Genomic DNA, 23,063 nt, shown 5'->3' on the forward strand with positions numbered 1-23,063 from the left:
GGCGCCTGGCCTCTCTCTTTTTTGGGGCAGGGAGTTGCACGACTCTCGCACGGCACCCTGCCTACCCCTCAGCTCCGAACGCTGAGACGGTCGCAGTAGCCTGGGCGATGGCGCCCCACTCCGAGTCGAGCACCTCCTCATGCAGGGCGACTTCGGAGCCGATCCAGCCGATGGTCACGAACTGGCGGGCGAGCAGAAGGACCTGCTGAATGAGGAACGTAAGGAAGCCTAGCCCGAGTGCGGCTTCAAGCGGAGCCGGGCCCACGGCCAGCAGCAAGGCCGGGCCGAACCAGACCACGTAAAGCAGGTGCGCGCTCAGTCGCCGCAGCGGGAACGACACCCCGAAGAACACTGCCTTGATAACGGACAAGTCCCGCGCAGCAAGCCCGATGCGCGCATAGTCGAGCATCATGTCCATCGCTGCGAGGCCGAAGATCCAGAGCGTCGGTACGAACACGAGCGAGGTCCAGAACACGACCACTTCGCCGCCGCCGCCAGCTGCAAGTACCAAACCAAGGACCGCCATGACCACGGTCCAGACCAGTGCGACCAGTGCAAAGATGGCCGTGACTCCCAGCCCCGGCCAGAACCAGGAAGACGCACCCGTCCAGAAGCTCCTCGCGCCTCCGTCCCGCAGCGCGTGTGCCAGGCCCACCCCACTCAGCGCCGACCAGACCAACCAAACCGGGAAGACGGCAACGAGCATGCCGAGGAGACTTGCGACGACGCCGCGATTCTGGAGGAAGAAGTCCACCAAGAGCACGGCATTCAGTGGCTCGTCGCCAAAGCCTGACTCGGAGAATGAGGCGTCGATTGCCGCACCCACAGGAGTAGCGATCAACCAGGCAAGAGTGAGTTGCACCGCCCAGAGCAACACGGCCAGTCCGGGCCGCGCTCGCATAGTCTGAATGCCGGTGGAGAGGGGACGGGCAATCATCAGAACAGGCCGGAAAAGAGAAGCAGGATCTGCTGGACGCGTGAGGCGAAGGCGCGTCTTTGCGCACTGCCTGGTGAGTCGCCTCGCAATGCCTGTCCGTTGTTGAGTCGGTTGATCTCCAGCGTGAGCGCATCGTCCGGATCGATCACCGCCTTCCGAAGCCTGGAATCTCCGGTGTGCGAGAACGTGCGCCAGGCATCCTGACCATCCCATCGGAAATCCCGTGTGCTTCCGTCCTCAAACTCCATGCGCACCGTCGTCGGCACATGGCCGTCCAGAACGCGCTGCACCACTACACGGCTGCGCCAGCTCTCCGTAGAGTCCCTGGACTCAACCTGGTTGGACGTTGCCGAATCCATGCGGTAGTCGAGCACAGCGGATCCGTACACGTACTGATCAAAGAACCAGTCCATGTCCTGTCCGGACGTGCGCTCCAGTGTCGCCTGGAGGTCCCGCGTGGTCGGGTGGCGAAACGCCCACTCGTCGTAGTAGGCCCGGAGAAACTCCCGCATGGTGTCCCAGCCCAGGAGACCCTCCAACGTATTCATCACCGTGGCCGGCTTTGAGTAGGAGTTGCGCCCGTAGTCGGAGGAGTAGCGATACTGCCACGACCAGGTGTCGAGCGTGCCGCGCGACGGATCCTGGTGGGCGTAGACCAAACGGTGAAGGTCCTTGCCACCGAGCGTGAGGCCGGGCAGTTGAATGGCCCCCCCGAAGGCATCGTCCATGATGCGGCTCTCGAGGTAGGAGTTCATGCCTTCGTCCAACCAGGCCTCCTCGAACTCGTTGCTGGCCAGCATGCCGTAGAAGTACTGGTGCCCGAACTCGTGCACGGTCACGAGCTCCAGGGACTTCACCCACTCGGGCAGCATGTAGTTGGTCCCGCAGGTGATCAGCGTCGGGTACTCCATGCCGTTCGAGCCGCCAATCCCATCGACCAATGTCAGTGTCGTATAGGGGTACGGGCCCACCCAATCGTCGAATCGTTCGAGCGATGCGATAGCTGCATCGAAGTGACGCCGCCGCTGGGTCTCGGTGTCGTGCTCGGGGCGCAGCAGCAACCTCAGGTTGACGTGTCGCCAGGTTTCCGTGTACTCGCGATAGCCTTCGTAGGCCGTCCACGCGAAGTCGTGCACATCCTCGGCCAGATAACGCACGGTCTTTTCGCCCCAAACGAGATCCTCGGAGACCTCGACACCGCTCGCGCCCACCACATAGGAGCGGGGTACGCGCAGGGTCACGTCGTATGTACCGAAGTCCGCATAGAACTCCGAGTTGGCGTGGAACTGATGGGCGTTCCACTGTCCTGTCTCCGCGTCCAGGGGTACATAGCGCTGTCCGGGCACTTCGTAGACGGCGATCTTCGGAAACCATTGCGCCACGAAAAAGAAGGGGCGACCATCGCTGTCTTCCAGCCAGCCCGTGCGCGCCGTGATGCGCGGAAGGCGACTCTCGAATTCCAGGTCCAGCGTGATGGTCTCGCCGGGCTGCACGGCCTGCGGCAGAGTGACGGCCATCACCGTCTCGTCCCGCGCGTTGCCGTCGTTGGGTTGGATGAATCGCATCTGGCCCGTCAGGTCCTGCGGAGCGCCCGAGTAGGGCAGCGCACCGGCCAGGTCGGCCGGCAACTCGCCGGCGATTTCCATGCGGGTGATCTCAACGCCGCCCCATCGATCACTGCGCTCATCCGAGAATCCTCGGTGTTCACCGCCGCTCTCGTTCTGAAAGGTGGAGCCCGGCTTGAATGCGTTCAGATAGAGATGGAATCGTAGCTCGTCGACCGGCGTGTTGCCCGGGTTTCGCCAGGTCAGGCGCTGCGACCCGGTGACGGTTCTTGCCTCCGGGTCGAGCGTGACGTCCATCTGGTAGGACACCCGCCGCTCGGACAGCGGTTCGTCTGAGGTGGTCTGCGCCACGGCCATAGTCGCCGGCAGCATCAGTGCCGCCAGCAGCGCCGGCAAGAACATTTGGGGGTGCCTGCGATTCATGGCCGCAGATTACGAATCCGTGGGCGGGAGGTATGGCCGATTTCGTTGAACTCTGTGAGGTAGGGCCGCGGGACGGCTTCCAGTTCGAGGCGACGCCCATCCCCACGGCGTTCAAGCTGAGGGTCATCCGAGGACTCATGGCCGCGGGTGTCAGGCGGATACAGGCCACCTCATTCGTGCACCCGAAGTGGGTGCCGCAGATGGCAGACGCGGAGGTGGTGCTGGAGGCCTTGCTCCCGGAGGCCTCGCAATACGGCACGACCCTCACCGCGCTTGCCCTGAATGTGAAGGGCGTGGAGCGGGCTGTCGCGGCAGGCGTCGGCACGGTGGATCTCTCGATCGCACTCAACGAGCAGCACGCGAAGGACAACGCCAACATGAGCGTGCAGCAGGGCATCGACGCTGCTCACGCCATGCTTGACGCGGCGGCGCAGGCCGGGGTTGCCGCACAGCTAGGTCTGCAGACCGTGTGGGGCTATCAGGAGCCTGACGATACGCTACTGGCTCGTGTGCGCGAGGTGGTCGCAGCGTTTGCTGACCGCGACCTGGAGTCGCTATCGCTGGCGGATTCCACCGGAATGGCTAGTCCTGTGACCATCAAGCGCACGGTTGAGGCCGTGCGGGCGGCGGCGCCCGGCGTGGACCTGGTACTTCACCTGCACGATACGCGCGGCCTGGGTATGGCGAATGTCGCTGCCGCCATAGAAGCTGGGGTGCGGCGGTTCGACACCTCTCTTGGCGGCCTTGGCGGCTGCCCGTTCATACCCGGCGCTACCGGCAACATCGCCACCGAGGACACAGCGTATCTGGTCGGGCGATTGGGTCTGCGCCACGGCCTGGACGTTCCGGGTGTCGCTGCGATCAGCCGGGCCGTCGAGGATCACGTTGGGCATGCGCTGTCGGGGCGCATGTATCGCCTGGTGTAGGGTCGAAGCGGGACTGGCCGTTCAGCGCGCCGATCTGGCCTTGTCGGCCGCTGATCCGGCCTTTGCGGCGCGCCGAAGCGGGACTGGCCGCGGGCCGATCCGGCGGCGACATGGAATCGAGGCCCTCGATCCCATCTCCCGCCGGGCCGTAGCGGACCCTGTTGTGTAATCCGGCCGTCGTTTTCGACTTAGCCGCGCTTGAAATCGGGCCAGAGGTGGGATTCAGCCCTGATTTTCCATGTTGGTGGCCGGCCTCGCGGCCCCCGCAGCCCAAGCGCCCGGCCCGGCGTGCCGCTACGGCCCCGCGCCCCGGCCCGGCGTGCCGCGGCCGCCGCGCCCAACGCGGGCCGATCCGGCGGCGACATGGAATCGAGGCCCTCGATCCCATCTCCCGCCGGGCCGTAGCAGACCCCGTTGTGTAATCCGGCCGTCGTTTTCAACTTAGCCGCGCTTGAAATCGGGCCAGAGGTGGGATTCAGCCCTGATTTTCCATGTTGGTGGCCGGCCGGCGTGCCCGGCCCCGCGTGCCCGGCCGGCGTGCCGCTGCGGCCCCGCGCCCCGGCCCACGCGCCCGAACCGGCGCCGAGCCCCAAGCGCCCCGGCGGTGCGCGCCGCTCCGCACCCACAGCCAAGCCCTCAGTCCTGATAAGCCTCAATCGGCGGGCACGTGCACACAAGCTGCCGATCGCCCTGCGCGTCATTCACGCGGCGCACCGTCGGCCAGAACTTGTGCTCACGCGTCCAGGGTGCGGGATACGCGGCCTTCTCCCGTGGGTAGGGCATTTCCCATTCATCAGCCAGCACTTTGGCGGCCGTGTGCGGGGCCTGACTGAGCACGTTGCGCTCGGCATCGGCAATGCCCAGTTCCACCTCCTGAATCTCGCTCCGAATGGAGATCATGGCCTCGCAGAACCGGTCCAGCTCGGCCTTGGCCTCGCTCTCCGTAGGCTCGACCATGACTGTGCCCACGACAGGCCACGACATGGTCGGCGCATGGAATCCGTAGTCCATGAGCCGTTTGGCCACGTCCACCTCAGTCAGCGAGGTGTGCTGCCGGAGGTGACGCAGGTCCAGGATGAACTCGTGGGCAACGCGGCCGCCGGGTCCGGTGTAGAGCACATCGTACGTGCCCTCCAGACGCTTGGCCATGTAGTTAGCGTTCAGAATCGCCACCTGCGAACTGCGCTTGAGGCCGTCCGCACCCAGCATGGCGATGTACGCCCAGGAAATGACGAGCACACCGGCACTGCCGAACGGCGCAGACGCGACCGGACCGATGGCCTCGGCGCCGCCGGTCTTTACCAGCGGGTGGCCCGGCATGAACGGTCCCAGGTGCGGCTGCGCACAGATTGGGCCGATGCCCGGGCCGCCGCCGCCGTGCGGGATGGCAAATGTCTTGTGCAGGTTCAGGTGGCAGACATCCGCACCAAAATCCCCCGGACGACACAGCCCGACCTGCGCGTTCATGTTCGCGCCGTCCATGTACACCTGGCCGCCGTGGTCGTGCACGATCTGACAGATCTGTCGAATACCGCGCTCGAACACCCCGTGCGTGGACGGATAGGTGATCATCAGCGCCGACAGCTTCTCCGCGTGCTCGGTCGCCTTCGCTTCGAGATCTGCGATGTCCACGTTGCCGTTCTCGTCGCAGTTCACCACCACTACCTGCATGCCGGCCATGACCGCACTCGCGGGGTTGGTGCCGTGCGCCGAGCTCGGAATCAGGCAGACATCCCGATGCCCCTCTCCACGACTCTGGTGGTAGGCGCGAATGGTGAGCAATCCGGTGTATTCGCCGGCCGCACCGGAGTTGGGCTGCAGGCTGACCGCCGGCAGTCCGGTGATTTCGCCAAGCCAGTTCTCCAGGTCGGAGATGATGCGGTGGTAGCCCGGCACCTGCTCCGACGGTGCAAACGGATGAATGCTGTTCAACCCAGCCCACGTGATGGGCATGAGCTCCGCCGTGGCATTCAGCTTCATGGTGCACGAGCCAAGCGGAATCATGCTCGTGGTCAGCGACAGGTCACGCGAGGACAGCTTCTGCATGTAGCGCAGCATGTCCGTCTCCGAATGCACGGTGTTGAACACCGGGTGCTCGAGATAGCCGGTCGTGCGCGGCATGGCGCCGTCGTAACCGCTGTCCGTGGCCTCCAGAATACGGGCGATGGACACTGAGCCGCCCGTGAGCACCTGTGCAAGCAGCTCAATCTCCGCCTGGGTCGATGCCTGATCCAGCGAGACCCCGATCGAGCCGTCGTCGAAGTAGCGCAGGTTCATGTGAGCCTGCTCGGCCCGTGTGCGCACGCCGTCGACGTCGGCGCCGTCAATGCGCAGGGTGTCGAAGAAGTCGGCGTGGCGCACGGACAGTCCGCCCTCGACCAGCATGCGGGCCAGGACCTTGGTCATGTCGTGCACCCGCTTGGCGATGGCCTTCAAGCCCCTGGGCCCATGGAAGACCGCGTACATGCTCGCCGTCACGGCCAGCAGCACCTGGGCGGTGCAGATGTTGGAGGTGGCCTTGTCACGGCGAATGTGCTGCTCACGCGTTTGCAGGGCCATGCGCAGCGCGGTGCCGCCGTCAGCGTCCACGGTCACTCCGATAATGCGGCCGGGAACGGAGCGCTTGAACTCGTCACGGGTGGCGAAGAACGCGGCGTGCGGGCCGCCGAAGCCCATCGGCACGCCAAAACGCTGACTGGATCCGACCACGACGTCCGCTCCGAACTCGCCTGGAGCCTCGAGCAGCGTCAGTGCCAGGAGATCACTGGCCACCACCACCTGTCCGCCGCCGTCGTGCACGGCCTGGCACAGGGCGCGGTGGTCTACCACGCGGCCGTCGGTCTCGGGATACTGTATGAGCACGCCGAAGAACGCATCGCTCATCTCGAAGGAGGCCACGTCCCCAACCGTGATCCCGATACCCATGGGCTCGGCGCGGGTGCGTACCACCTCGATGGTCTGCGGGTGGCAGTTCTCGTCCACGAAGAAGGCGACGCGCTTACGGGCCTTCCGGTAAATCATGCTCATGCCCTCGGCCGCAGCCGTGCCCTCGTCAAGCAGGCTCGCGTTGGCAATTTCCAGGCCGGTGAGGTCACTCACCATGGTCTGGAAGTTCAGCAGAGCCTCCAGCCGGCCCTGGGCAATCTCGGCCTGGTAGGGCGTGTACTGGGTGTACCAGTTGGGATTCTCGAGGATGCCCCGCTGGATGACCGGCGGGGTGAGGGTGCCGTAGTACCCCATCCCGATAAAGCTTCGATACTGTTTGTTGGACCCGGCGATCGCCTGGATTTCAGCAAGCAGTTCGTGCTCGGTCAGGGCTGGCGGCAGGTGCAGGTCCCTGCCCAGGCGGATACTCTCGGGCACCGTCTCATCGACAAGCGTGTCGAGCGAGGAGGCGCCGACAACAGTCAGCATGTCCTCGACATCCGAGGCGGAGGGGCCGATGTGGCGATCGGCGAAGCGGTCGGTGGGGTTCAGGTCGACTGCCATCGGGAAAGGGCTTGGTCCGAAGTACGGAAAGTACGCGTTGCAACCGGTACAGGGGACTTCCTGCCCGGCCGGCGATGCGCAAACGCGAGTTGCCCCGGGGGGAGCCGCGGGCGCTGTTCAGTTTCTGTGGAAAGCGCTTTCCGGGACGCGGGTGCGGCGCCGGCGCGGGCCCGGGCGCTGGGTCCGTGCGAAAGGTCCGCCGCCGTACTACCCGGCGTGCACGCCAGCCCACCCGGCGTCGGCCTACTCCGCAGCCGCATCGGCCCACTCCGCCCCGGCCTCGGCCTCCTCCGCAGCCGCATCGGCCGACTCCGCGCCGCCCCCAGCCTAGTCCGCCTCGGCGTCGGCCTCCCGAAGCACCTTCAGGGCCTCAGCTGCAGCACGCTGCTCCGCCTGTTTCTTGCTGGCGCCTTCGCCGGTTCCGGCGGTCTCTCCCTGCACTCGCACGCCGACCGTGAAATGCCGCTTGTGAGACGGCCCTGTCGCGTCCTGGAGCTGGTACACGGGCTGCGGCCAGCCACGAGCCTGTGCGAACTCGAGGAGCAGACTCTTGTGGTTGTCCTCCCGCAGCATCAGTGCGTCCAGGTCCAGGGGCTCCAGCATGGTGCGCATGATGAAGGCACGTGCGGCATCCGTGCCCTGATCCAGATAGATCGCACCGATGAGTGCCTCAAACGCGTCCGCCATGATGCTGGTGAACTTCTGGGTCTGCCCCTGCTGCCGCAGGTTGTCCGAAACCATAATCAGGTGATCGAGACCCAGCGTGCGGGCACGGGCCGCCAGGGCCTTTCCATTCACCAGTTTGGAGCGCAGTCGAGTCAGAAAGCCCTCCGCCTCCTCCGGGTACTCCGCGTACAGATACTCGGCGGTGACAAAGCCGAGGACTGCATCGCCCAGATACTCCAGCCGCTCGTTGGACTCGATCGCGGAGCCCGGTCGACCGCGCAGCAGAGAGCGGTGACGCATGGCCTGTACGTAGAGGGACAGGTCGCCGACCGGCAGGCCGGTCACGGCCGTCACCGACTCCGGCGTGATGCCGTGCGCCGGCTCCACATCGCCGTTGCGGCGGATCCAGGACCATATGCGACCCAGCCAGCTCACGCGTCTCCACGCAGGTGCGCATAGACCGCACGGGTGAGGGCCGCCCCCAATTCGGCGCTCTGGGTGTCATCCGCAAGGCCTTCGATCAGAATGACCAGCACGAACGGTTCGCCCTCTTCCGGATAGACGATGGCGGCATCGTGATGAATGGCCGTGATCTGCCCGGTCTTGTGGGCCGCCTGCGCGTCTGGCGGCAGACCGGCAGGAATCATCTCGTTGAACTCCTGGGCCTTGAGTATGTCCACCATTTCGGCGTCGGCCCTGCGACTTACGGCGTGCCCCTCCATGAGGGTCAGCATGAGGGTGGCCAGGTCCTCTGAGGTGGCCTGATTGGACAGCCCCTGCTCAAACGCTTTCAAGTCTTCCACACCACGCAGCGTGCGCATGTGTGTGGTTCCGAGTGCTTCGCTCGTGGCCTGCACCGTCTCCGCGCCGAGCTCATCGATGAGAAGGTTTGTCGCCAGATTCGAGGAGACCACGATCATGTTGGTCACCAGCTCGCGAACGGCCATTGGTCGGCCCAGCAGACCGTAGATGGTATCGTCCGAGTCGTCACCGATCGCATACGTAGAGCCGTCTACAATCGAACTGAAACTGTTTCGGACAACCAGCGAATCATCGAGGCTCCAGGCACCTTCCTCGACCCGCCGAAACACCTCAATCATGACCGGCACCTTCATGGTGCTTGCGGCATGGAAAAGGCGATCCCCGTTGCGATCGAAGTCGAGTCCCCTGTGCGGATCCCGGATGGAGACGGCCACAGTGGCCTCCGGTCGGGATTGTGCGATGCGGTCGAGGTCGGCGGAAAGCGCGTCGGTGTCCACGGGCTGGGTGCAGGCTAGCAGCGGCAGCAGCAAGGCTGCGGAAAGCAAACTTCTTCTCATTCGTCAGCCGCGGCGCGACTCGGTTGGTTGGGAGCGGGTCCTGGGCCGGCCCCGTGGAGAAGATCGGCAACTGCCTGCACACTGACAGGCACATCGCTCAGGGCGACGAGCCGTGCAGCCGGTCTCGGCAGCTCGCGGTCTGCGTCCGGGCTTCCGAGGCAGGCGCGCACGCAGGGCACTGTCAGCTCGCGGATAAAGGCGGCCTGGTGGGGTAGCAGCCCGAAGGCATGCCACGCAGCCGGCTTCACGATCATGGCAACCACGGCCCGTCCCGCCTGCGCGGCTGCGTCCGAAAATGCCCGGTACTCGTCCGCAGTCGCATCAGGGCCAAAGCGCGAGACTTCGAAACCGTGACCGGCCAGCAGGGCCTCGGCATCCGCTCGTGTTGGATCCGGATAGTCGGTATGCGGGCGAATCACCGCCAGCGGGATCGGTCCGTGACCTGCGAGTACGCCGGCGACATCTCCCTCTACGGATATGGCGGCACGGGCAATCCTGCGCGCGAGTTGGCCGGGATCCGCCGGCACGGGAGCCGGCCGATCGATGAGGGTTTGCTTCAGGGTCCAAACCCGCTCGAACGCTTCCTGAACCAGTCGTTCGTCCAGGGAGCCGTCCGCCACGGCCCGTACGAGCGCGCTCAGCGCAATGTCAGGGTCGGAGATGTCCAACAGCACATCCACCCCCGCCCGGACGATCTCTGCGGCGCGCGCCGACACGGCCGCGCCGGCGCCACCCATGAGCAGACTGTCCGATACAATCACGCCCTGAAATCCAAGCTCTTCGCGCAGAACACCGCGCAGGATGGGCTCGGAAAACGTAGCTGCCGTTCCGCTCGGGTCCAGCGCCGGGTAGGACACATGGGCGGTCATGATGGCGTCCACTCCGGCGTCGATCGCGGCACGGAAGGGAGCAAGTTCGACCGCTTCGAGCTCCTCCCGGGTCTTGCTGACCACCGGGAGCACATCGTGCGAGTCGGTATCGGTGTCACCGTGCCCGGGAAAGTGTTTTGCGGTGCTGAGTCCGCCCCCGGCCCGGGTGCCACGCACGAAGGCCCGGACACACGCGCTGCATTCGGAAACGTCAGAGCCGAACGCCCGGGTAGAGATGATGGGATTGACCGGATTGGAGTGCACATCCGCGACGGGCGCGAACAGCCAGCCGATGCCGGCCGAACGAGCTTCGCAAGCCGTGGCGGCAGCGACGCGCTCCACCGCGTCGGCCCCGGACCGGCCCTGCGCCATGGCGTGCGGGAACACGGTCAGTCCGGCCACCTGCTGCCCGGCCCCGCGTTCCAGGTCCGAACAGAAGAGCAGAGGCGTCCGTGAAGCCCGCTGAAGGGCCTGCAGTGCGGGGGGAGTCGATGCGTGATGGCCCCGAAAGACCACCATGCCGCCGACAGGTACCTCGTCCAGCAGACGAAGAGCACGCTCCAGATCCTCCGCCACCGAAACAGCGGGCGGCATATTGGAGCCCAGGCGCGGGAAAATCAGCTGCGCCGCGCGCCCACGCAGCGTATCCGGTTTCTGCATCTCAGGTGCCGTAGAGACGGTGCTTCCGGATATAGGCCAGCACGCCCCTGTCGATCAAGCCGGCAACGGTTTTACCCTGGGCCAGACGCTGCCGAATCTCTGTGGACGAAACATCGATCCGGGGGGAGTCCAGCACATGGTCGGCGCCTTCCAGGTCCGTGTCGGAACCCGGCCGCGGATACACGGCAATCCGTGCCATCGCGCGAATGCCCTCGGGTTCACGCCAGCGATCGAAATCGTGCCAGCTGTCGCCCCCGATCAGCAGAATCAGCTCGCTCTCGGAAAACCGGTTGGCCAGAGCGCGCACCGTATCAACCGTGTAGGACGGTGGCTCCCGACGGATCTCCTCATCTGAGACAGTGAAGCCGTCGTGATCGGAGGCTGCGAGCAACGACATGGTGAGCCGGTGTGCGGCTGAAACGTCGGCGGCCCCGTCCTTGAACGGAGATCGCGCAGCCGGCATCCAGATCAGGCGGTCCAGCGACAGCGCGTCGAAAGCCTGCTCGGCAATGATGCGATGGCCCGTATGAGGCGGGTTGAACGTGCCGCCGAACAGACCGATGCGCATGACTATTGGGCCGTGCCGTCCAGTTGGCGCAAGCGGTCGGTGGCGCTCCGGAAGACCTCTTCGCCTTCCTTGATCAGCGGGCTGTCCGGAAAGATCTGGATGAGGCGCTCGTAGGCGTCGATCGCAAGCTGCAGTCGCTCAGGGCGACGTGCGGGGATGCTCTGATCGGCAAAGGCGATGTAGGACCTGGCCGCCGCTACCAGCGCATCGTCCGCCCATTCGGTGTCGTAGTAGTCGTCGAACACGGACTCGAAGGTGAGTGCGGCGGCTTCGTTGTAGCCCCGGGTCGCGTACTGATTGCCCGACTCGTACCGCTTCCGGGCCAGTTTGCCGCGCAACTCCTCAATGCGAGCCTGCCCCTCGAAGAACAGCGGATGATTCGGGTACCGCGTCATGAACAGCTCAAATTGCGTGATGGCACGCCCGGTGTCCGTCTGATCCAGCGACCACCGCGGGCTCCGGTCGTAGTAGGTCATGGCCAGTTCGTACGCCGCATCGGGCACGCGCGGGTCCGCCCGGTAGATCTGCGTAAACCGGGTGAACTCGTTCGCCGCCAGCAGATACTCCCCATTCGCGCGATAGGCGCGAGCGAGCGCAATCTGCGCATCGGCCGCCCACTCGTGCGTGCGTCCGAAGTCAAACACGCCCTGGAAAAATTCGGCGGCGCGCTCGTAGTCCTCGGCCTCCATGCGCTCTACGCCTTTGTTGTAGGCGTCTTCAGGGCCGTCATACGAGAGGCGGCGGGATCCGGCACATCCGGCCAGGATCACGATGAGGAGCAGGGTAGTGAGTCTTTGAATCATGCGGGCGATGGCGTTGCGCCTTTGCAGAACGCGGAAGGCAGGCCGCTTGGTATGTCCGGAAATAAGTCGCGGCAGCGGACATGAACCCGTGGTCAGGACGGGCTGTTCCGGGCGGCTGTGTCGGTGCGGTGCGTAGCCGCGCAGGCGGTCTCGCCGCCTTTACCGCATCAACTCCAGCACACCGTTGCGATACCGGTGGTAGAACATGGTGCGATTCACCTGATCACCGGCAAAGTGCACCCGGATGCCCAGTCCCTGATAGTCGCCGCCACTCAGCAACGCGGCGCGTACCTGCTCGGCGTCTCCGGCCATCATGCGATCCACCAGCAGCCGCGAGAGGTCATAGCCGACCACGGCCAGCCGGTCGGGAGCCTGACCCGTGAGTGTGCGATGGCGCCTCGTAAACGCCTGGGCCTGGTCGCCCTCCGGTTCGAAGTGGAAGTCGTTCGAGTAGGTGACCACGTAGCGGGATGCCTGCTCCAGGAAGGGTAGGTCGTGCCAGGCCGCGTTGCCGAGCACACGCAGGCCGGATATGTCTCCCGGCGTTCCCGTGCCCAGCATGTCGTCCAGTTCCGCCAGGAATCCTCCCGCCAGGCGGTCCGCACCTGCGCCGGAGAGCGGCGCGTAGACTGCGCGCACATTGCGCAGGCTGTCAGCCTCCACATGATTGCCGAGGCGGAACCAGGCCTGACTGTTGGGCAGTACCTCAATGAACCGCACGCTGGCCCCCATCGCCTCCGCTTCCTCCGCAAAGGCGCGCCCCATTTCTTCCGAAATGCCCAACTCGTCGTCTTCGGCGATGACTCCGAGTTCTCGGAGCCGCAGGCCGTTCACGGCAAAACGGGCCATCAGGCGACCCCGGGCAGTGATGGTGGGGTTGGCCTGGAAGGCCCACGCCAGGCCCTGGCTCACTTCGGGATCTGTCGCCAGCGGGGCTACAAAGGGGACCATGTATCGTTCGGCGGCGGCACCCACGGCCTGCGCCTGATCGCTGAACAGGGCTCCCACGATCAGGGCCGCCCCTGCGTTCACCAGATCAGCGACGGCGGCGTCCGCATTCATGGTGTGCAGATCCCGGAAGACCATCTCGACCTGACGATTGTCCGGGCGACCGTTGTGCGCGTCTATCGCCAGCCGAATGCCGTTGAAGAGGGACTGGGAGGCAGACGATTCCTGCGGATCAAGGGACAGCACGATACCGAGCGTTACAGGTCTCCTGGCCATGGCGAGTTGAGCGCTCATGGCCAGCCCCCGCATGCGCTCCGCCTCGGTCACGTACCGGCTTGTCGGATACTCCCGAATGAAACTCTCAAACGCGCCGCCGGCACGTTCCCACGCGCCCACCCGGTAGAGTGCGCGCGCATGCATGAACGCAGCAGCCGTCGTATTGGCGTGGAGCGGAAACGCCGCGGCCACGCGAGAAAACTCCGCGGCGGCGTCGGCATACTCCTCAGCCTCGAAGGCCTGCAGGGCACGTGCAAACAGGGAGTCGGCCTCAGGATTCGCGGGCACGCGGCCCAGCTGCGCAGACGCGGAGCCTGCAAGTGCCAGCAGCAGCGTCAGTATGACGGCCCGCCTCATTCCCACTCGATGGTTGCCGGGGGCTTGGAGCTGATGTCGTACACGCACCGGTTGATGCCCCGGATCTCGTTGACGATGCGGTTGGAGACGTGCGCCAGAAAGTCGTACGGCAGCTTGGCCCAGTCGGCCGTCATGCCGTCCACGCTGGTCACCGCGCGCAGTCCGCAGACGTTTTCGTACGTGCGCTCATCGCCCATGACACCCACGGTCTGGATGGGCAGAAGCACGGCGAACGCCTGCCAGACCTGATCATAGAGTCCCTGTTTCCGCAGCTCGGAAATGAAGATGTGGTCCGCACGCTGGAGCAGTTCGACTTCTCCCCGCGTGACGGCCCCCAGAATCCGGATGCCCAGGCCGGGGCCCGGGAACGGGTGGCGGCCGATGATGCTCTGCGGCACTTCCAGCAGCCTGCCTATCGCCCGTACTTCATCCTTGAAGAGCTCCCGGAACGGTTCGAGTACCTCGAACTCCATCTCTTCCGGAAGTCCGCCGACGTTGTGGTGCGTCTTGATGGTGGCGGACGGTCCCTTGAACGAAATACTCTCGATTACGTCTGGATAGAGCGTGCCCTGGGCCAGAAAGCGGGGCTTGCGACCGATGCGCTGCACGACGCTGTCGGTGGCCTGGTCAAAGACCTCGACAAACGTGTTGCCGATGATCTTGCGCTTCTCCTCAGGATCCGTGACATCCCGCAGGCGCGACAGGAACAGGTCTGACCCGTCTACCGCCTCGAGACGAATGTGATAGTGATCCCGGAAGGTTTCCTGAACCTGCTCCCATTCGCCGAGCCGCAGGAGGCCGTTGTTGACGAAGATGCAGGTAAGCTGATGTCCAATTGCGCGGTGCAGCAGCACAGCGGCCACCGAGGAGTCCACGCCTCCGGAGAGGCCGAGAATCACGTGCTCGTCTCCAACGGTCTGCCGGATCTCTTCGGTCTTCTCGTCGATGAATGACGCAGCAGACCAGTCACCGATGCAGCCGCAGACTCCGTGCGTAAAGTTGCGCAGAATGGTCGTGCCGTGGTCGGTGTGAACAACCTCCGGGTGGAACTGCACGCCGAAATGCGGGGTCCCTTCCACCTTGACCGCGGCAATCGGCGCGTTCTCGGTGTGGGCAATGATGCGAAACCCCTCGGGCAGTTCGATCAAGTGGTCACCATGGCTCATCCAGACCGTGGTGTCCTCAGGGAGTCCTGCCAGCAGCGTGGCCTCATCGTCGACCTGGAGCTGTGCCCGTCCGAATTCGCGGCGTGCAGCGCGCTCAACGCGTCCGCCGGATACATGGGCCATCGCCTGCAGGCCATAGCAAATCCCCAACACGGGGATGCGGCCGTTCGGGCCGTTCAATTCCAGCACGCGCGGATCGAGTTGCGGCGCGCCCGGATCGTAGACAGAACTGGGTCCGCCGGACAGGATGATGCCTGCCGGCTCCATGGCGGCCACCTCCTCAAGAGGCGTCGTGCATGCGTAAATCTCGGAGTACACACCGGACTCTCTCACCCGCCGTGCAATCAGCTGGGTGTATTGGGATCCGAAGTCGAGAATTACGATGCGCTGGTGCATGTCACCCGGCCATTTCGGCGTAGTCGTCCGCCGACATCAGCCCGTCGAGTTCGGAAGAGTCGGAGATGGTGATCTTGATCATCCAGCCTTTTCCGTAGGGGTCCTCGTTCACCAGCTCAGGGCTGGCCTCGAGGTCCTCGTTGACCTCGTCCACGGAGCCCGTGACCGGCATGAACAGCTCAGAGACGGTCTTGACCGCCTCGACGGTGCCGAACACCTCATCCTTGGCGACCTCGTCGCCCACGGTGTCGACGTCCACATAGACGATGTCGCCCAGTTCGTTCTGGGCAAAGTCCGTGATTCCGATCGTGGCAGTGGTGCCGTCGTCGGAGATGCGAATCCACTCGTGATCCTTGGTGTAGCGGAGCTCGGCGGGGAAGTTCATTTCCTGGGAATGCTGGTGTGCCACGGATAATACGCGTGGGCCGCTCGGGAGGTCGAACGGTTCAGCCCAAACTCACGAAACGCCGCAACGCGGTCTATTCCGGCTGCTTCAGCTCAAAGGTCTCGAGGAATCGGGTATCGAAGTCGCCCGCCCTGAACCTCTCGTCCTTGAGGAGCTGCAGGTGGAACGGGATCGTCGTGTGCACGCCCTCGATCACGAACTCGTCCAGCGCACGAAGCGCCTTCTGAATGGCCAACTCCCGCGTGCGGCCGCGCACGATGAGCTTGGCGATCATCGAGTCGTAGTTCGGCGGAATCTGGTACCCGGCGTACACGTGGGTATCCACACGCACCCCGTGCCCGCCCGGCGGATGAAACGTGGTGATCCTGCCAGGAGACGGTGCGAAATTCTTGAAAGGGTTCTCCGCGTTGATGCGGCACTCGATTGCGTGGCCTTCAAGCGGCGGCGGCGCCGAGACGATCTCCTCGCCCATCGCCACCCGGATCTGGTACTCGATGAGGTCACAGTCGGTCACCTCCTCGGTCACAGGATGCTCCACCTGGATGCGGGTGTTCATCTCCATGAAGTAGAAATTCCGGTCCGCATCGACCAGGAATTCCATCGTGCCGGCGCCTTCGTAGAGCACAGCCTCGGCACCCCGTATGGCTGCCTGACCCATGCGTTCGCGCAGGTCTGCGTCCACAATCGGGGAGGGCGACTCCTCGAGCAACTTCTGATGCCGGCGCTGAATGGAGCACTCGCGCTCCCCGAAATGCAACACCTTGCCACGGCCGTCACCCAGCACCTGGATTTCTATGTGGCGCGGAGCGGAGATAAACTTCTCAACGTAGAGCTCGCCGTTGCCGAAGGCGGCCTCGGCCTCGTTCGAGGCCATGGTGAACGCGGCCTCCAGATCTTCCGGTTTGCGTACGATGCGCATGCCCTTGCCACCACCACCTGCGCTGGCCTTGACCATCACGGGGTAACCCATCTCGTCGGCCAACTTGCGCGCCTCGGCGGGCGTCTCGACCACGCCGTCCGAACCCGGCACGACCGGCACGCCGGCAGCGCGCATGGTGTCCTTGGCCAGGCTCTTGTCGCCCATTTTCCGGATGGTCTCCGGATCCGGGCCGATAAACTTGATGTGGTGATCCTCGCAGATGGCGCTGAAATCGGCGTTCTCTGCCAGGAAACCATAGCCTGGATGGATGGCGTCGGCCCCGGTGACCTCCGCGGCTGCCAGAATGCGGTCGAAACGCAGGTAGCTGTCCCTGCCGGGAGGCGGGCCGATGCATACGGCCTCGTCTGCAAAGCGCACGTGCAGCGAGTCCCGATCCGCCGTTGAGTACACCGCGACGGTGCGAATGCCCATCTCGTGGCAGGTCCGGATGATGCGCAGGGCTATCTCACCCCGGTTCGCGACGAGAACCTTCTTGATGGCTCGTTTCATGCGGGAGCCCCTAGCTGGGGTCGACGATGAACAGCGGCTGGTCGAATTCTACCGGTTGGGCATTCTCAACCAGGATCTCCTTCACGGTGCCGGCCACCTCGCTCTCGATCTCATTCATGAGCTTCATGGCCTCGATGATGCAGAGCACATCGCCCTTCTTAACCGTGTCACCTACGGAGACGTACGGGTCGGCATCCGGGGAGGAGGCCCGGTAGAAGGTGCCGACGATCGGCGCGCGGACCTGTTCTCCGGAGGGCGCGGCAGGCGCAGCCGGGGCCTCGGCCGCTGGTGCCGGCGCTGCAGCCACCTGGGCGGGTGCGGCGGGCATGGGAGCCGGAGCCATCGGCGCATGCATCGGCGCCATGGGATAGGGATAGGGAGCCGGAGCGGATTGCACCGTTACGGTCGGCGCGGACTTGCGCACGACCAACTTGAAGTCGTCGTCGTGGATTTCCACTTCGGCGACGCCTGAGTCGGCGACGACCTGAAGCAGTTCCCGAATGCGATCGATGTCCATCAGAGGTGGGTTTGGAGACGGATCAGGCCGTCGACACGCGGGTGATATAGTCACCCTTGTCGGTGTTGACCTTGATCGTATCGCCTTCGTTGATGAAGAGCGGGACGTTTACCACCGCGCCGCTTTCGAGCGTAGCGGGTTTGGTGGCGCCGGTGGCCGTGTCACCCTTGAGGCCGGGGTCGGTCTGGGTAACCACCAGCTCCACACTGTTCGGAATCTCCGTGGTCAGGGGCTGATTGGTCTCGGCGTGGAAGAGGATGTCGATGGTGCCGCCTTCCTTGATGAACTCCCGACCCGGCACACTTTCGGCCGGCAGCGACAGCTGCTCATAGGACTCCTGGTTCATGAAGTGCAGCCCGAGGTCATCCTCATACAGGTACTGGTGGGTGCGCCGCTCCACGCGTGCGGTCTCCACCTTTTCACCGGCTCTGAACGTGTTATCCACGACCCTGCCGGTCTTCACATTGCGCAGTTTGCTGCGGACAAAGGCGCCGCCTTTCCCGGGCTTGACATGCATGAACTCGACGATCTGCCATAGATCGCCGTTCCACATCAGAGTCAGTCCGTTTCTGAAGTCGCTCGTGTCCGCCATGTGCTGCTATTCAGTTCGCGCAAAGACCACCAACTTACCCGGTTAAGGCCGTGTTAGTCAATTCGCAGTGCCCCTCAGCGTCTGAATTCGCGGATAAGAGCGTCTATATCCGCCTCGCTGAGTCCGTCAGGGTTTTTGGGCGATGGGCTCTGTTCAGCCGGGGCCCGACCGGCCGTTACGACCGGGTTGCCGGCACGGGCGCGGAGCCGGTCTTCAATCTGGCCAATCCAGTTGCCGTCGCCGGCCGGCCGCGGGGCCGGAGTCGGGCGTGCGGGCGCGGAGCGCGTGGCCGGTTTGGCCGCCGGTGATGATGCCCGGGAGTTCACAGGATTCGTTTCAAACGCCACGCGCTTGATGTTCAGCAGGTGCATGGGGGAGATGTTGTCGCTCGTGATCGAGCCACCTACGGTGCCGGGCCCCAGGGTCATCGAAGGAAAAAGGCGATTGGTATAGCCCACCGAGCCCAGCGCAGACACGGAGTTCACCACGATGCGCATCGCCGGCTTCTGAAGGGCGAATGCCTCGATGACACGTTCATTGCCGGCATGGAGGGCAAGGGTGTGCCCCATGCCACCGTAGGCGAGCACTTCCATGCACCGCTCGCAACCGGCCTCCCAGCCGTCTGCGGTGTAGAACGTCAGGATCGGCGACAGCGTCTCTCTGGACAGGGGGTCTTCGTGCCCGACCTGGCTGGATTCCGCCACCAGCGCCCTGGTGCCCCTTGGGACCCGGAATCCGGCCATTTCCGCGATGGCTTCGGGGGCCTTGCCCACCTGCTCGATGTTCAACTTGCCATCGACCACAACGGTCTTCTCCAGGAGCGTGCGTTCCTTGCCGGCCACCAGGTAGGCCCCGGCGGCCTGCAGGCCCTCGAGCAGGGCCTTCTTGACGGGCAGGTCACAGATGATGCTGCGTTCGGTGGAGCACAGCGTTCCCCAGTCGAAACTGGCGCCGTAGACCAGGTCCTTGGCCGCCTTGCCGACATCCGCGCTGCGGTCCACATAAACCGGCACGTTGCCGGAGCCGACGCCGTAGGCCGGCTTGCCCTTGGAGTACGCCGCCCGGACCATCGCCGAGCCTCCGGTAGCCAGGATCAGATCCACCTCGCGGTCCTCCAGCAGGGCCTGGGTGCCGGCAAGGCTGACCTCAGTCATGCAGGCGAACAGTCCTTTGGGTGCCCCGGCCTTGTACGCAGCCTCTGCCACGGCGCCCAGCGCATCGGCCGTGCACTTCCGGGCTCGGGGATGCGGGCTCATCACGACCGCGCATCGCGACTTGGCCGCGATGATCGCCTTGTACATGGCCGTGGATGTTGGATTGGTGGACGGGATCAGCGCGGCCACCACACCCATCGGCGTGGCCACCTCCCAGATGGAGTCCTCCTCCAGCTTCCTGATGATGCCGACGGTCTTCATGCCCTGCATGCGCTCGTGCAGCATGCGGGTGGCAAACAGGTTCTTTTCCTTTTTGCTCTCGGGCCGTCCGAATCCGGTCTCTTCGTGGGCAGCGCGGCCCAATCGGTCGGCCTGGGCGGCGCCGGCACGTGCCATGGCGTCGACGATCCGGTCCACCTGGGCCTGATCGAGCTTCTTGGCCTCATGTTGGGCGTTCCGCGCGGCGCGAAGCAGTTCGCGGGCTTGCTGGATGGAGCGGAGATCGGAGTCCATGGGCCGAATATAGCGCGACTCCGAGCGTTTTGATCGTACCCGTACCTAGGGCCCGATACGCTTCCCATGGATCGCGCCTTCGTTCCGATGTACACCCACCGCTTTCACCCATGCGACTCACCAGTCGCGGCATCGACGAGTATACCCTTGCCGCATATCTGGCTGGACGGTTGGCGCCGTCACGCCGAAGGGAGGTAGCCGACTTTCTGGCCCGCAACGAGGACGCGCGCGACGTGCTCTACGCAGCCAGTCAGCTTCTCGAAACAGAAGGAGACGGGCAGGACACGCGCCCCCCGACGCTCACCGCCGTTTCCCTGCCTCCCAAACGTAAACCGCTCCTGACCGGCAGCCGCAAGCTGAGCGTGCTGCTGTGGACAACCGTCGGGCTGGTCTGCCTGACTGCATTCGTTACCACCATTCTGGTGGCCTTCCGGGTTGGTGTGGATGCAGGAGCCGCGAATCTTGCCGGTCCGCGCACCGATCCATCGAGCCTGGTTACGGTGACCGGAGGTTTCGAAGGCCTGTCGTGGCAGGCGGCGGCCGATGCCGAGGCCTATCAGGTGGTTGTGTGGGACGATGCGCAGGACGCCGTTGTCGGCCAGGTGGAGTCCGAGGTCGCTTTCGTCTCCTACGAAAGTCTGCAGGGCTTCCTGGGCGAGAATCCGCGCCGCGTCTGGATAGACGCCTACGACGATTCCGGGCGACTCCTGCAACGAACGCGAACCGTGACCCTGCAACGATAGGCGCCGGGCGGCAGCAGAGACCCTGCCGCTCATCCCTCAACGAAAAACGCCGCTCCCCGGCCAGGGAGCGGCGTTTCGTTTTGAGGGGGTGAGGGTACGAGGGTGAGGGTTACCCGTCGTTGGCATCGATGCCCAGGCGTCCGGTGTGGCGGGCGTTGCGTCCGTACATGGGCCACTTCCCGCGGGCGAGCCCGGCCGAGCCGGTCTCAAACCCGAAGAGGTGTCCATTGCGGCCTGCCACAATCAGGTGGCCTTCACGGTTGATGGTAACCGGGCCGTCTGATTCCGTGTTGAGCTGATATTCCCAGTACGGGGTGCCGTTCGTATTGATGGCCATCACGTTGCGACCCGATACAAAGTGGATGACACCGTTGGTGTCGATGGCCGGCATGCCGACATCGTCCGCCACAAACTTGTAGCGCAGGCGGGGCGTGAGGGCATCGGCCGTCTCATTGAGAGCGAAGAGGCCCGTCTCCGTCCCGACGTAGATGGTGCCGCCCTCATCGACCACCGGGCCCGAGACCAGGGTGCCGCCGACGGGGTAGTGCCAGAGACGTGAGCCGTCAAAGCCGCTGAATGCGTACATGCAGCCGTCGTCGGCGACGACGTACACCAGGGCTTCCAGAGAACTGCGGGTCTCACCCGTGGGCAGTTCCACCGTGAGCTGGATCTCGGCAAGCGCCATCGGAGCGCGGGCCGTGCCACCCGGGCAGGATCCCGAGCCACGAATCTGGCTCTGCCAGAGCTGCGATCCATGGCGGTCAAAACCGGTCAGACGGCCCTGGGAGTCTGCCACGATCACGGTGTGGTCACGCGTGATGACGGGGGCCTCCACGATGGTGCCGTCCACCACCTTCTTGGGGCTGGACCAGGCCGAGAGCCCGTTGAAGCTGTTGACCGCATGCAGATTGCCGAACGTGTCACCGAAGTAGAGCACGCCGTCCACGCCCATCGCGGGCGAAGAGCGCAGCGGTGCCGCGCTGTTGTAGGGGGTTGCCCAGAGGTCACGGCCGTCCGCGGTAAAGCCCCAGAGGCGGCCATCCTCGGACGTCACGAATACGTCCTCGTTGTTACCAACGACCGGCGTGGAGCGGATCGGGCCCTTTGTGTCGCGCTCCCACTTGAGTGTGCCCTCGTTGTCAAACGCGTAGAGCTTGCCGTTGGATGAACCCAGGTAGATATCGTCGTTGAAGCCCACGGCCGCAGAACCCTTGACCTCGCCGGCCAGGCCCGTGCCACGGAAGGTGAGGCTGCCTGCCGAGCCGGTGTTCTCCGGGTCGACTTCTTCGCCGCCCGAAATATTGACCACTACCGGTCCGTTGAGGCGGAAGACCCCATCGCCCGAGTAGGCCTTGATCTCGACCACGTGCTCACCGGGAGTGAACTCTGACGTATCCCAGTCGAAGGCGTAGGCCTCGCCGCCGATGGACGTCGATGTGGTCAGGAACGGCACACCGTCCACCACCAGGTCAACGCGGGTGACCGGGGGCGAGCCCGCCGCGGCCTGCGCCAGCACGCGAACTGTGCCGGATACCTCGCGCTCGTTCTCGGGCTCGAGGATGGTCATCACGGGGCCGTCACCAGCGGAGACGTTCTCGACCAGTACGGTGATGGGAAGCGAGACTCCGCGCGCCTGGAAGCGGTCGAAGGCCACCGCCTCGAGACGGTGCAGTCCGTCCGGAATCTCAAACGAGTTCAGCCTCAGTGCGTAGCGTCCCCCGTCCCACTCGGCCTCACCCACACGGGCGCCGTCCAGGTTGACGTTGACGAAGCTGATGAAGTTGTCATCGCCTAGCGCCTCCGCGTTGACCGCGACGATCACGTTCGCACCGGTCAGCGTGGCGCCGTCGAACGGCCGATCCAGCTGTACACGCGGTGCGCGTTCGTCGAAGGCTTCCCCGAAAATGTCGCAGCCGGAGAAGAGCACGGAGAGGACGAGAATGCCCACCACGCCCACGGAGCGGCTGGCGGAATTCAGAAGTCGAAGAGTATTGCGCATGATGGCAAGTGATCCGGGTTGATCCCGGATGAGTTGTTGTCCGGTGAGGCCGCAGAGCGGTTCGTGGATATCGGTCATCAAGGATCGGTCCAATCTCGATGTGTGATCCTTGAATCGGCTCATGGGGCTCAAAAACGCTGTTTTTTGTTCGGGCGATGGACTCATAGCTGGACTCGCGCCAATCAGAATGAGACAACCGACGGGAGCGCGCCCGGCGGCTGACACACGCCCTGCAAGCGGAGTGCCGGTCTCGATGTGAGCTGCAGGCGAGTGCGAGTGCGTATCCGGGGCGCGGCCGATGTGCAGCCAGCTCCGATCGCCCGGGGACGGCCGCATATATGA

18 protein-coding genes are annotated in these 23,063 nt (G+C 64.7%); 2 read left to right on the forward strand and 16 right to left on the reverse strand.

All coding sequences use genetic code 11. The features are described from left to right. Positions 1-61: 61 nt before the first annotated feature. Positions 62-937 carry a hypothetical protein gene (locus JJ896_05200; GenBank protein MBO6779030.1) on the reverse strand — a complete coding sequence of 292 codons (876 nt, stop codon included), beginning with the start codon at positions 935-937 and terminating at the stop codon, positions 62-64. Continuing rightward, positions 937-2,925, reverse strand: coding sequence for a M1 family metallopeptidase (locus JJ896_05205; protein MBO6779031.1), 1,989 nt, complete (start codon positions 2,923-2,925; stop codon positions 937-939). Before JJ896_05205 ends, JJ896_05200 begins: the two co-directional genes overlap by 1 nt. 32 nt (positions 2,926-2,957) lie before the next feature. Here JJ896_05205 and JJ896_05210 point away from each other — a divergent pair, with 32 nt between their 5' ends. After that, complete coding sequence (locus JJ896_05210; protein MBO6779032.1) at positions 2,958-3,851, forward strand: hydroxymethylglutaryl-CoA lyase; 894 nt, start codon at positions 2,958-2,960, stop codon at positions 3,849-3,851. Between the two features lie 636 nt (positions 3,852-4,487). Here JJ896_05210 and gcvP read toward each other — a convergent pair. The 13 genes from gcvP to JJ896_05275 all read right to left on the reverse strand — a co-directional run bounded on the left by gcvP (position 4,488) and on the right by JJ896_05275 (position 19,979). Further along, positions 4,488-7,340 carry an aminomethyl-transferring glycine dehydrogenase gene (gene gcvP, locus JJ896_05215; protein MBO6779033.1) on the reverse strand — a complete coding sequence of 951 codons (2,853 nt, stop codon included), beginning with the start codon at positions 7,338-7,340 and terminating at the stop codon, positions 4,488-4,490. Between the two features lie 327 nt (positions 7,341-7,667). Further along, the gene (rnc, locus tag JJ896_05220) at positions 7,668-8,441 is read right to left on the reverse strand and encodes a ribonuclease III (protein MBO6779034.1); all 774 of its coding nucleotides are present in this window, start codon (positions 8,439-8,441) and stop codon (positions 7,668-7,670) included. Then, complete coding sequence (locus tag JJ896_05225; protein ID MBO6779035.1) at positions 8,438-9,325, reverse strand: serine hydrolase; 888 nt, start codon at positions 9,323-9,325, stop codon at positions 8,438-8,440. Before JJ896_05225 ends, rnc begins: the two co-directional genes overlap by 4 nt. Further along, positions 9,322-10,854, reverse strand: coding sequence for a hypothetical protein (locus tag JJ896_05230; GenBank protein ID MBO6779036.1), 1,533 nt, complete (start codon positions 10,852-10,854; stop codon positions 9,322-9,324). The genes JJ896_05225 and JJ896_05230 overlap by 4 nt, the downstream gene beginning before the upstream one ends. A gap of 1 nt (position 10,855) precedes the next feature. Then, the gene (gene nadD / locus JJ896_05235) at positions 10,856-11,422 is read right to left on the reverse strand and encodes a nicotinate (nicotinamide) nucleotide adenylyltransferase (protein ID MBO6779037.1); all 567 of its coding nucleotides are present in this window, start codon (positions 11,420-11,422) and stop codon (positions 10,856-10,858) included. Between the two features lie 2 nt (positions 11,423-11,424). Continuing rightward, positions 11,425-12,225 (reverse strand): outer membrane protein assembly factor BamD, encoded by an 801-nt coding sequence (bamD, locus tag JJ896_05240; protein ID MBO6779038.1) that lies wholly within the window; start codon positions 12,223-12,225, stop codon positions 11,425-11,427. Positions 12,226-12,384: 159 nt separating this feature from the next. Further along, the gene (locus JJ896_05245) at positions 12,385-13,806 is read right to left on the reverse strand and encodes an ABC transporter substrate-binding protein (protein MBO6779039.1); all 1,422 of its coding nucleotides are present in this window, start codon (positions 13,804-13,806) and stop codon (positions 12,385-12,387) included. Next, entirely contained in the window at positions 13,803-15,368 is a 1,566-nt protein-coding gene (gene guaA / locus JJ896_05250; protein ID MBO6779040.1) for a glutamine-hydrolyzing GMP synthase, read from the reverse strand. The genes JJ896_05245 and guaA overlap by 4 nt, the downstream gene beginning before the upstream one ends. A 1-nt stretch (position 15,369) precedes the next feature. Beyond that, on the reverse strand, positions 15,370-15,753 hold the full coding sequence (gcvH, locus tag JJ896_05255) for a glycine cleavage system protein GcvH (protein ID MBO6779041.1): 384 nt from the start codon (positions 15,751-15,753) through the stop codon (positions 15,370-15,372). Between the two features lie 94 nt (positions 15,754-15,847). Next, the gene (accC, locus tag JJ896_05260) at positions 15,848-17,203 is read right to left on the reverse strand and encodes an acetyl-CoA carboxylase biotin carboxylase subunit (protein ID MBO6779042.1); all 1,356 of its coding nucleotides are present in this window, start codon (positions 17,201-17,203) and stop codon (positions 15,848-15,850) included. A gap of 10 nt (positions 17,204-17,213) precedes the next feature. Beyond that, positions 17,214-17,720: an acetyl-CoA carboxylase biotin carboxyl carrier protein gene (locus JJ896_05265; protein MBO6779043.1), complete on the reverse strand. Its 507-nt coding sequence runs from the start codon at positions 17,718-17,720 to the stop codon at positions 17,214-17,216. Positions 17,721-17,742: 22 nt separating this feature from the next. Next, complete coding sequence (efp, locus tag JJ896_05270) at positions 17,743-18,312, reverse strand: elongation factor P (GenBank protein MBO6779044.1); 570 nt, start codon at positions 18,310-18,312, stop codon at positions 17,743-17,745. Between the two features lie 74 nt (positions 18,313-18,386). Continuing rightward, complete coding sequence (locus JJ896_05275) at positions 18,387-19,979, reverse strand: aldehyde dehydrogenase family protein (protein ID MBO6779045.1); 1,593 nt, start codon at positions 19,977-19,979, stop codon at positions 18,387-18,389. Positions 19,980-20,089: 110 nt separating this feature from the next. On the opposite strand from JJ896_05275, the gene JJ896_05280 reads away from it, so the two are divergent. After that, positions 20,090-20,722, forward strand: a complete 633-nt coding sequence (locus JJ896_05280) for a hypothetical protein (protein ID MBO6779046.1) — start codon at positions 20,090-20,092, stop codon at positions 20,720-20,722. Between the two features lie 109 nt (positions 20,723-20,831). Here the strand turns inward: JJ896_05280 and JJ896_05285 are convergent, their stop codons facing one another. Continuing rightward, complete coding sequence (locus JJ896_05285; GenBank protein ID MBO6779047.1) at positions 20,832-22,844, reverse strand: PQQ-binding-like beta-propeller repeat protein; 2,013 nt, start codon at positions 22,842-22,844, stop codon at positions 20,832-20,834. Positions 22,845-23,063 lie beyond the last annotated feature (219 nt).

The organism is Rhodothermales bacterium (assembly GCA_017643395.1).
GTDB lineage: Bacteria > Bacteroidota > Rhodothermia > Rhodothermales > UBA10348 > JABDJZ01.

Excerpts from the sequence above, each read along its gene's own strand:
- JJ896_05265 (MBO6779043.1), bottom strand. The coding sequence starts at position 17,720 with ATGGACATCGATCGCATTCGGGAACTGCTTCAGGTCGTCGCCGACTCA.
- JJ896_05280 (MBO6779046.1), top strand. The coding sequence starts at position 20,090 with ATGCGACTCACCAGTCGCGGCATCGACGAGTATACCCTTGCCGCATAT.
- JJ896_05245 (MBO6779039.1), bottom strand. The coding sequence starts at position 13,806 with ATGAGGCGGGCCGTCATACTGACGCTGCTGCTGGCACTTGCAGGCTCC.
- guaA (MBO6779040.1), bottom strand. The coding sequence starts at position 15,368 with ATGCACCAGCGCATCGTAATTCTCGACTTCGGATCCCAATACACCCAG.
- nadD (MBO6779037.1), bottom strand. The coding sequence starts at position 11,422 with ATGCGCATCGGTCTGTTCGGCGGCACGTTCAACCCGCCTCATACGGGC.
- gcvH (MBO6779041.1), bottom strand. The coding sequence starts at position 15,753 with ATGAACTTCCCCGCCGAGCTCCGCTACACCAAGGATCACGAGTGGATT.
- efp (MBO6779044.1), bottom strand. The coding sequence starts at position 18,312 with ATGGCGGACACGAGCGACTTCAGAAACGGACTGACTCTGATGTGGAAC.
- JJ896_05230 (MBO6779036.1), bottom strand. The coding sequence starts at position 10,854 with ATGCAGAAACCGGATACGCTGCGTGGGCGCGCGGCGCAGCTGATTTTC.
- JJ896_05275 (MBO6779045.1), bottom strand. The coding sequence starts at position 19,979 with ATGGACTCCGATCTCCGCTCCATCCAGCAAGCCCGCGAACTGCTTCGC.
- JJ896_05225 (MBO6779035.1), bottom strand. The coding sequence starts at position 9,325 with ATGAGAAGAAGTTTGCTTTCCGCAGCCTTGCTGCTGCCGCTGCTAGCC.
- gcvP (MBO6779033.1), bottom strand. The coding sequence starts at position 7,340 with ATGGCAGTCGACCTGAACCCCACCGACCGCTTCGCCGATCGCCACATC.
- accC (MBO6779042.1), bottom strand. The coding sequence starts at position 17,203 with ATGAAACGAGCCATCAAGAAGGTTCTCGTCGCGAACCGGGGTGAGATA.
- JJ896_05210 (MBO6779032.1), top strand. The coding sequence starts at position 2,958 with ATGGCCGATTTCGTTGAACTCTGTGAGGTAGGGCCGCGGGACGGCTTC.
- bamD (MBO6779038.1), bottom strand. The coding sequence starts at position 12,225 with ATGATTCAAAGACTCACTACCCTGCTCCTCATCGTGATCCTGGCCGGA.
- JJ896_05285 (MBO6779047.1), bottom strand. The coding sequence starts at position 22,844 with ATGAGCCGATTCAAGGATCACACATCGAGATTGGACCGATCCTTGATG.
- JJ896_05205 (MBO6779031.1), bottom strand. The coding sequence starts at position 2,925 with ATGAATCGCAGGCACCCCCAAATGTTCTTGCCGGCGCTGCTGGCGGCA.
- JJ896_05200 (MBO6779030.1), bottom strand. The coding sequence starts at position 937 with ATGATTGCCCGTCCCCTCTCCACCGGCATTCAGACTATGCGAGCGCGG.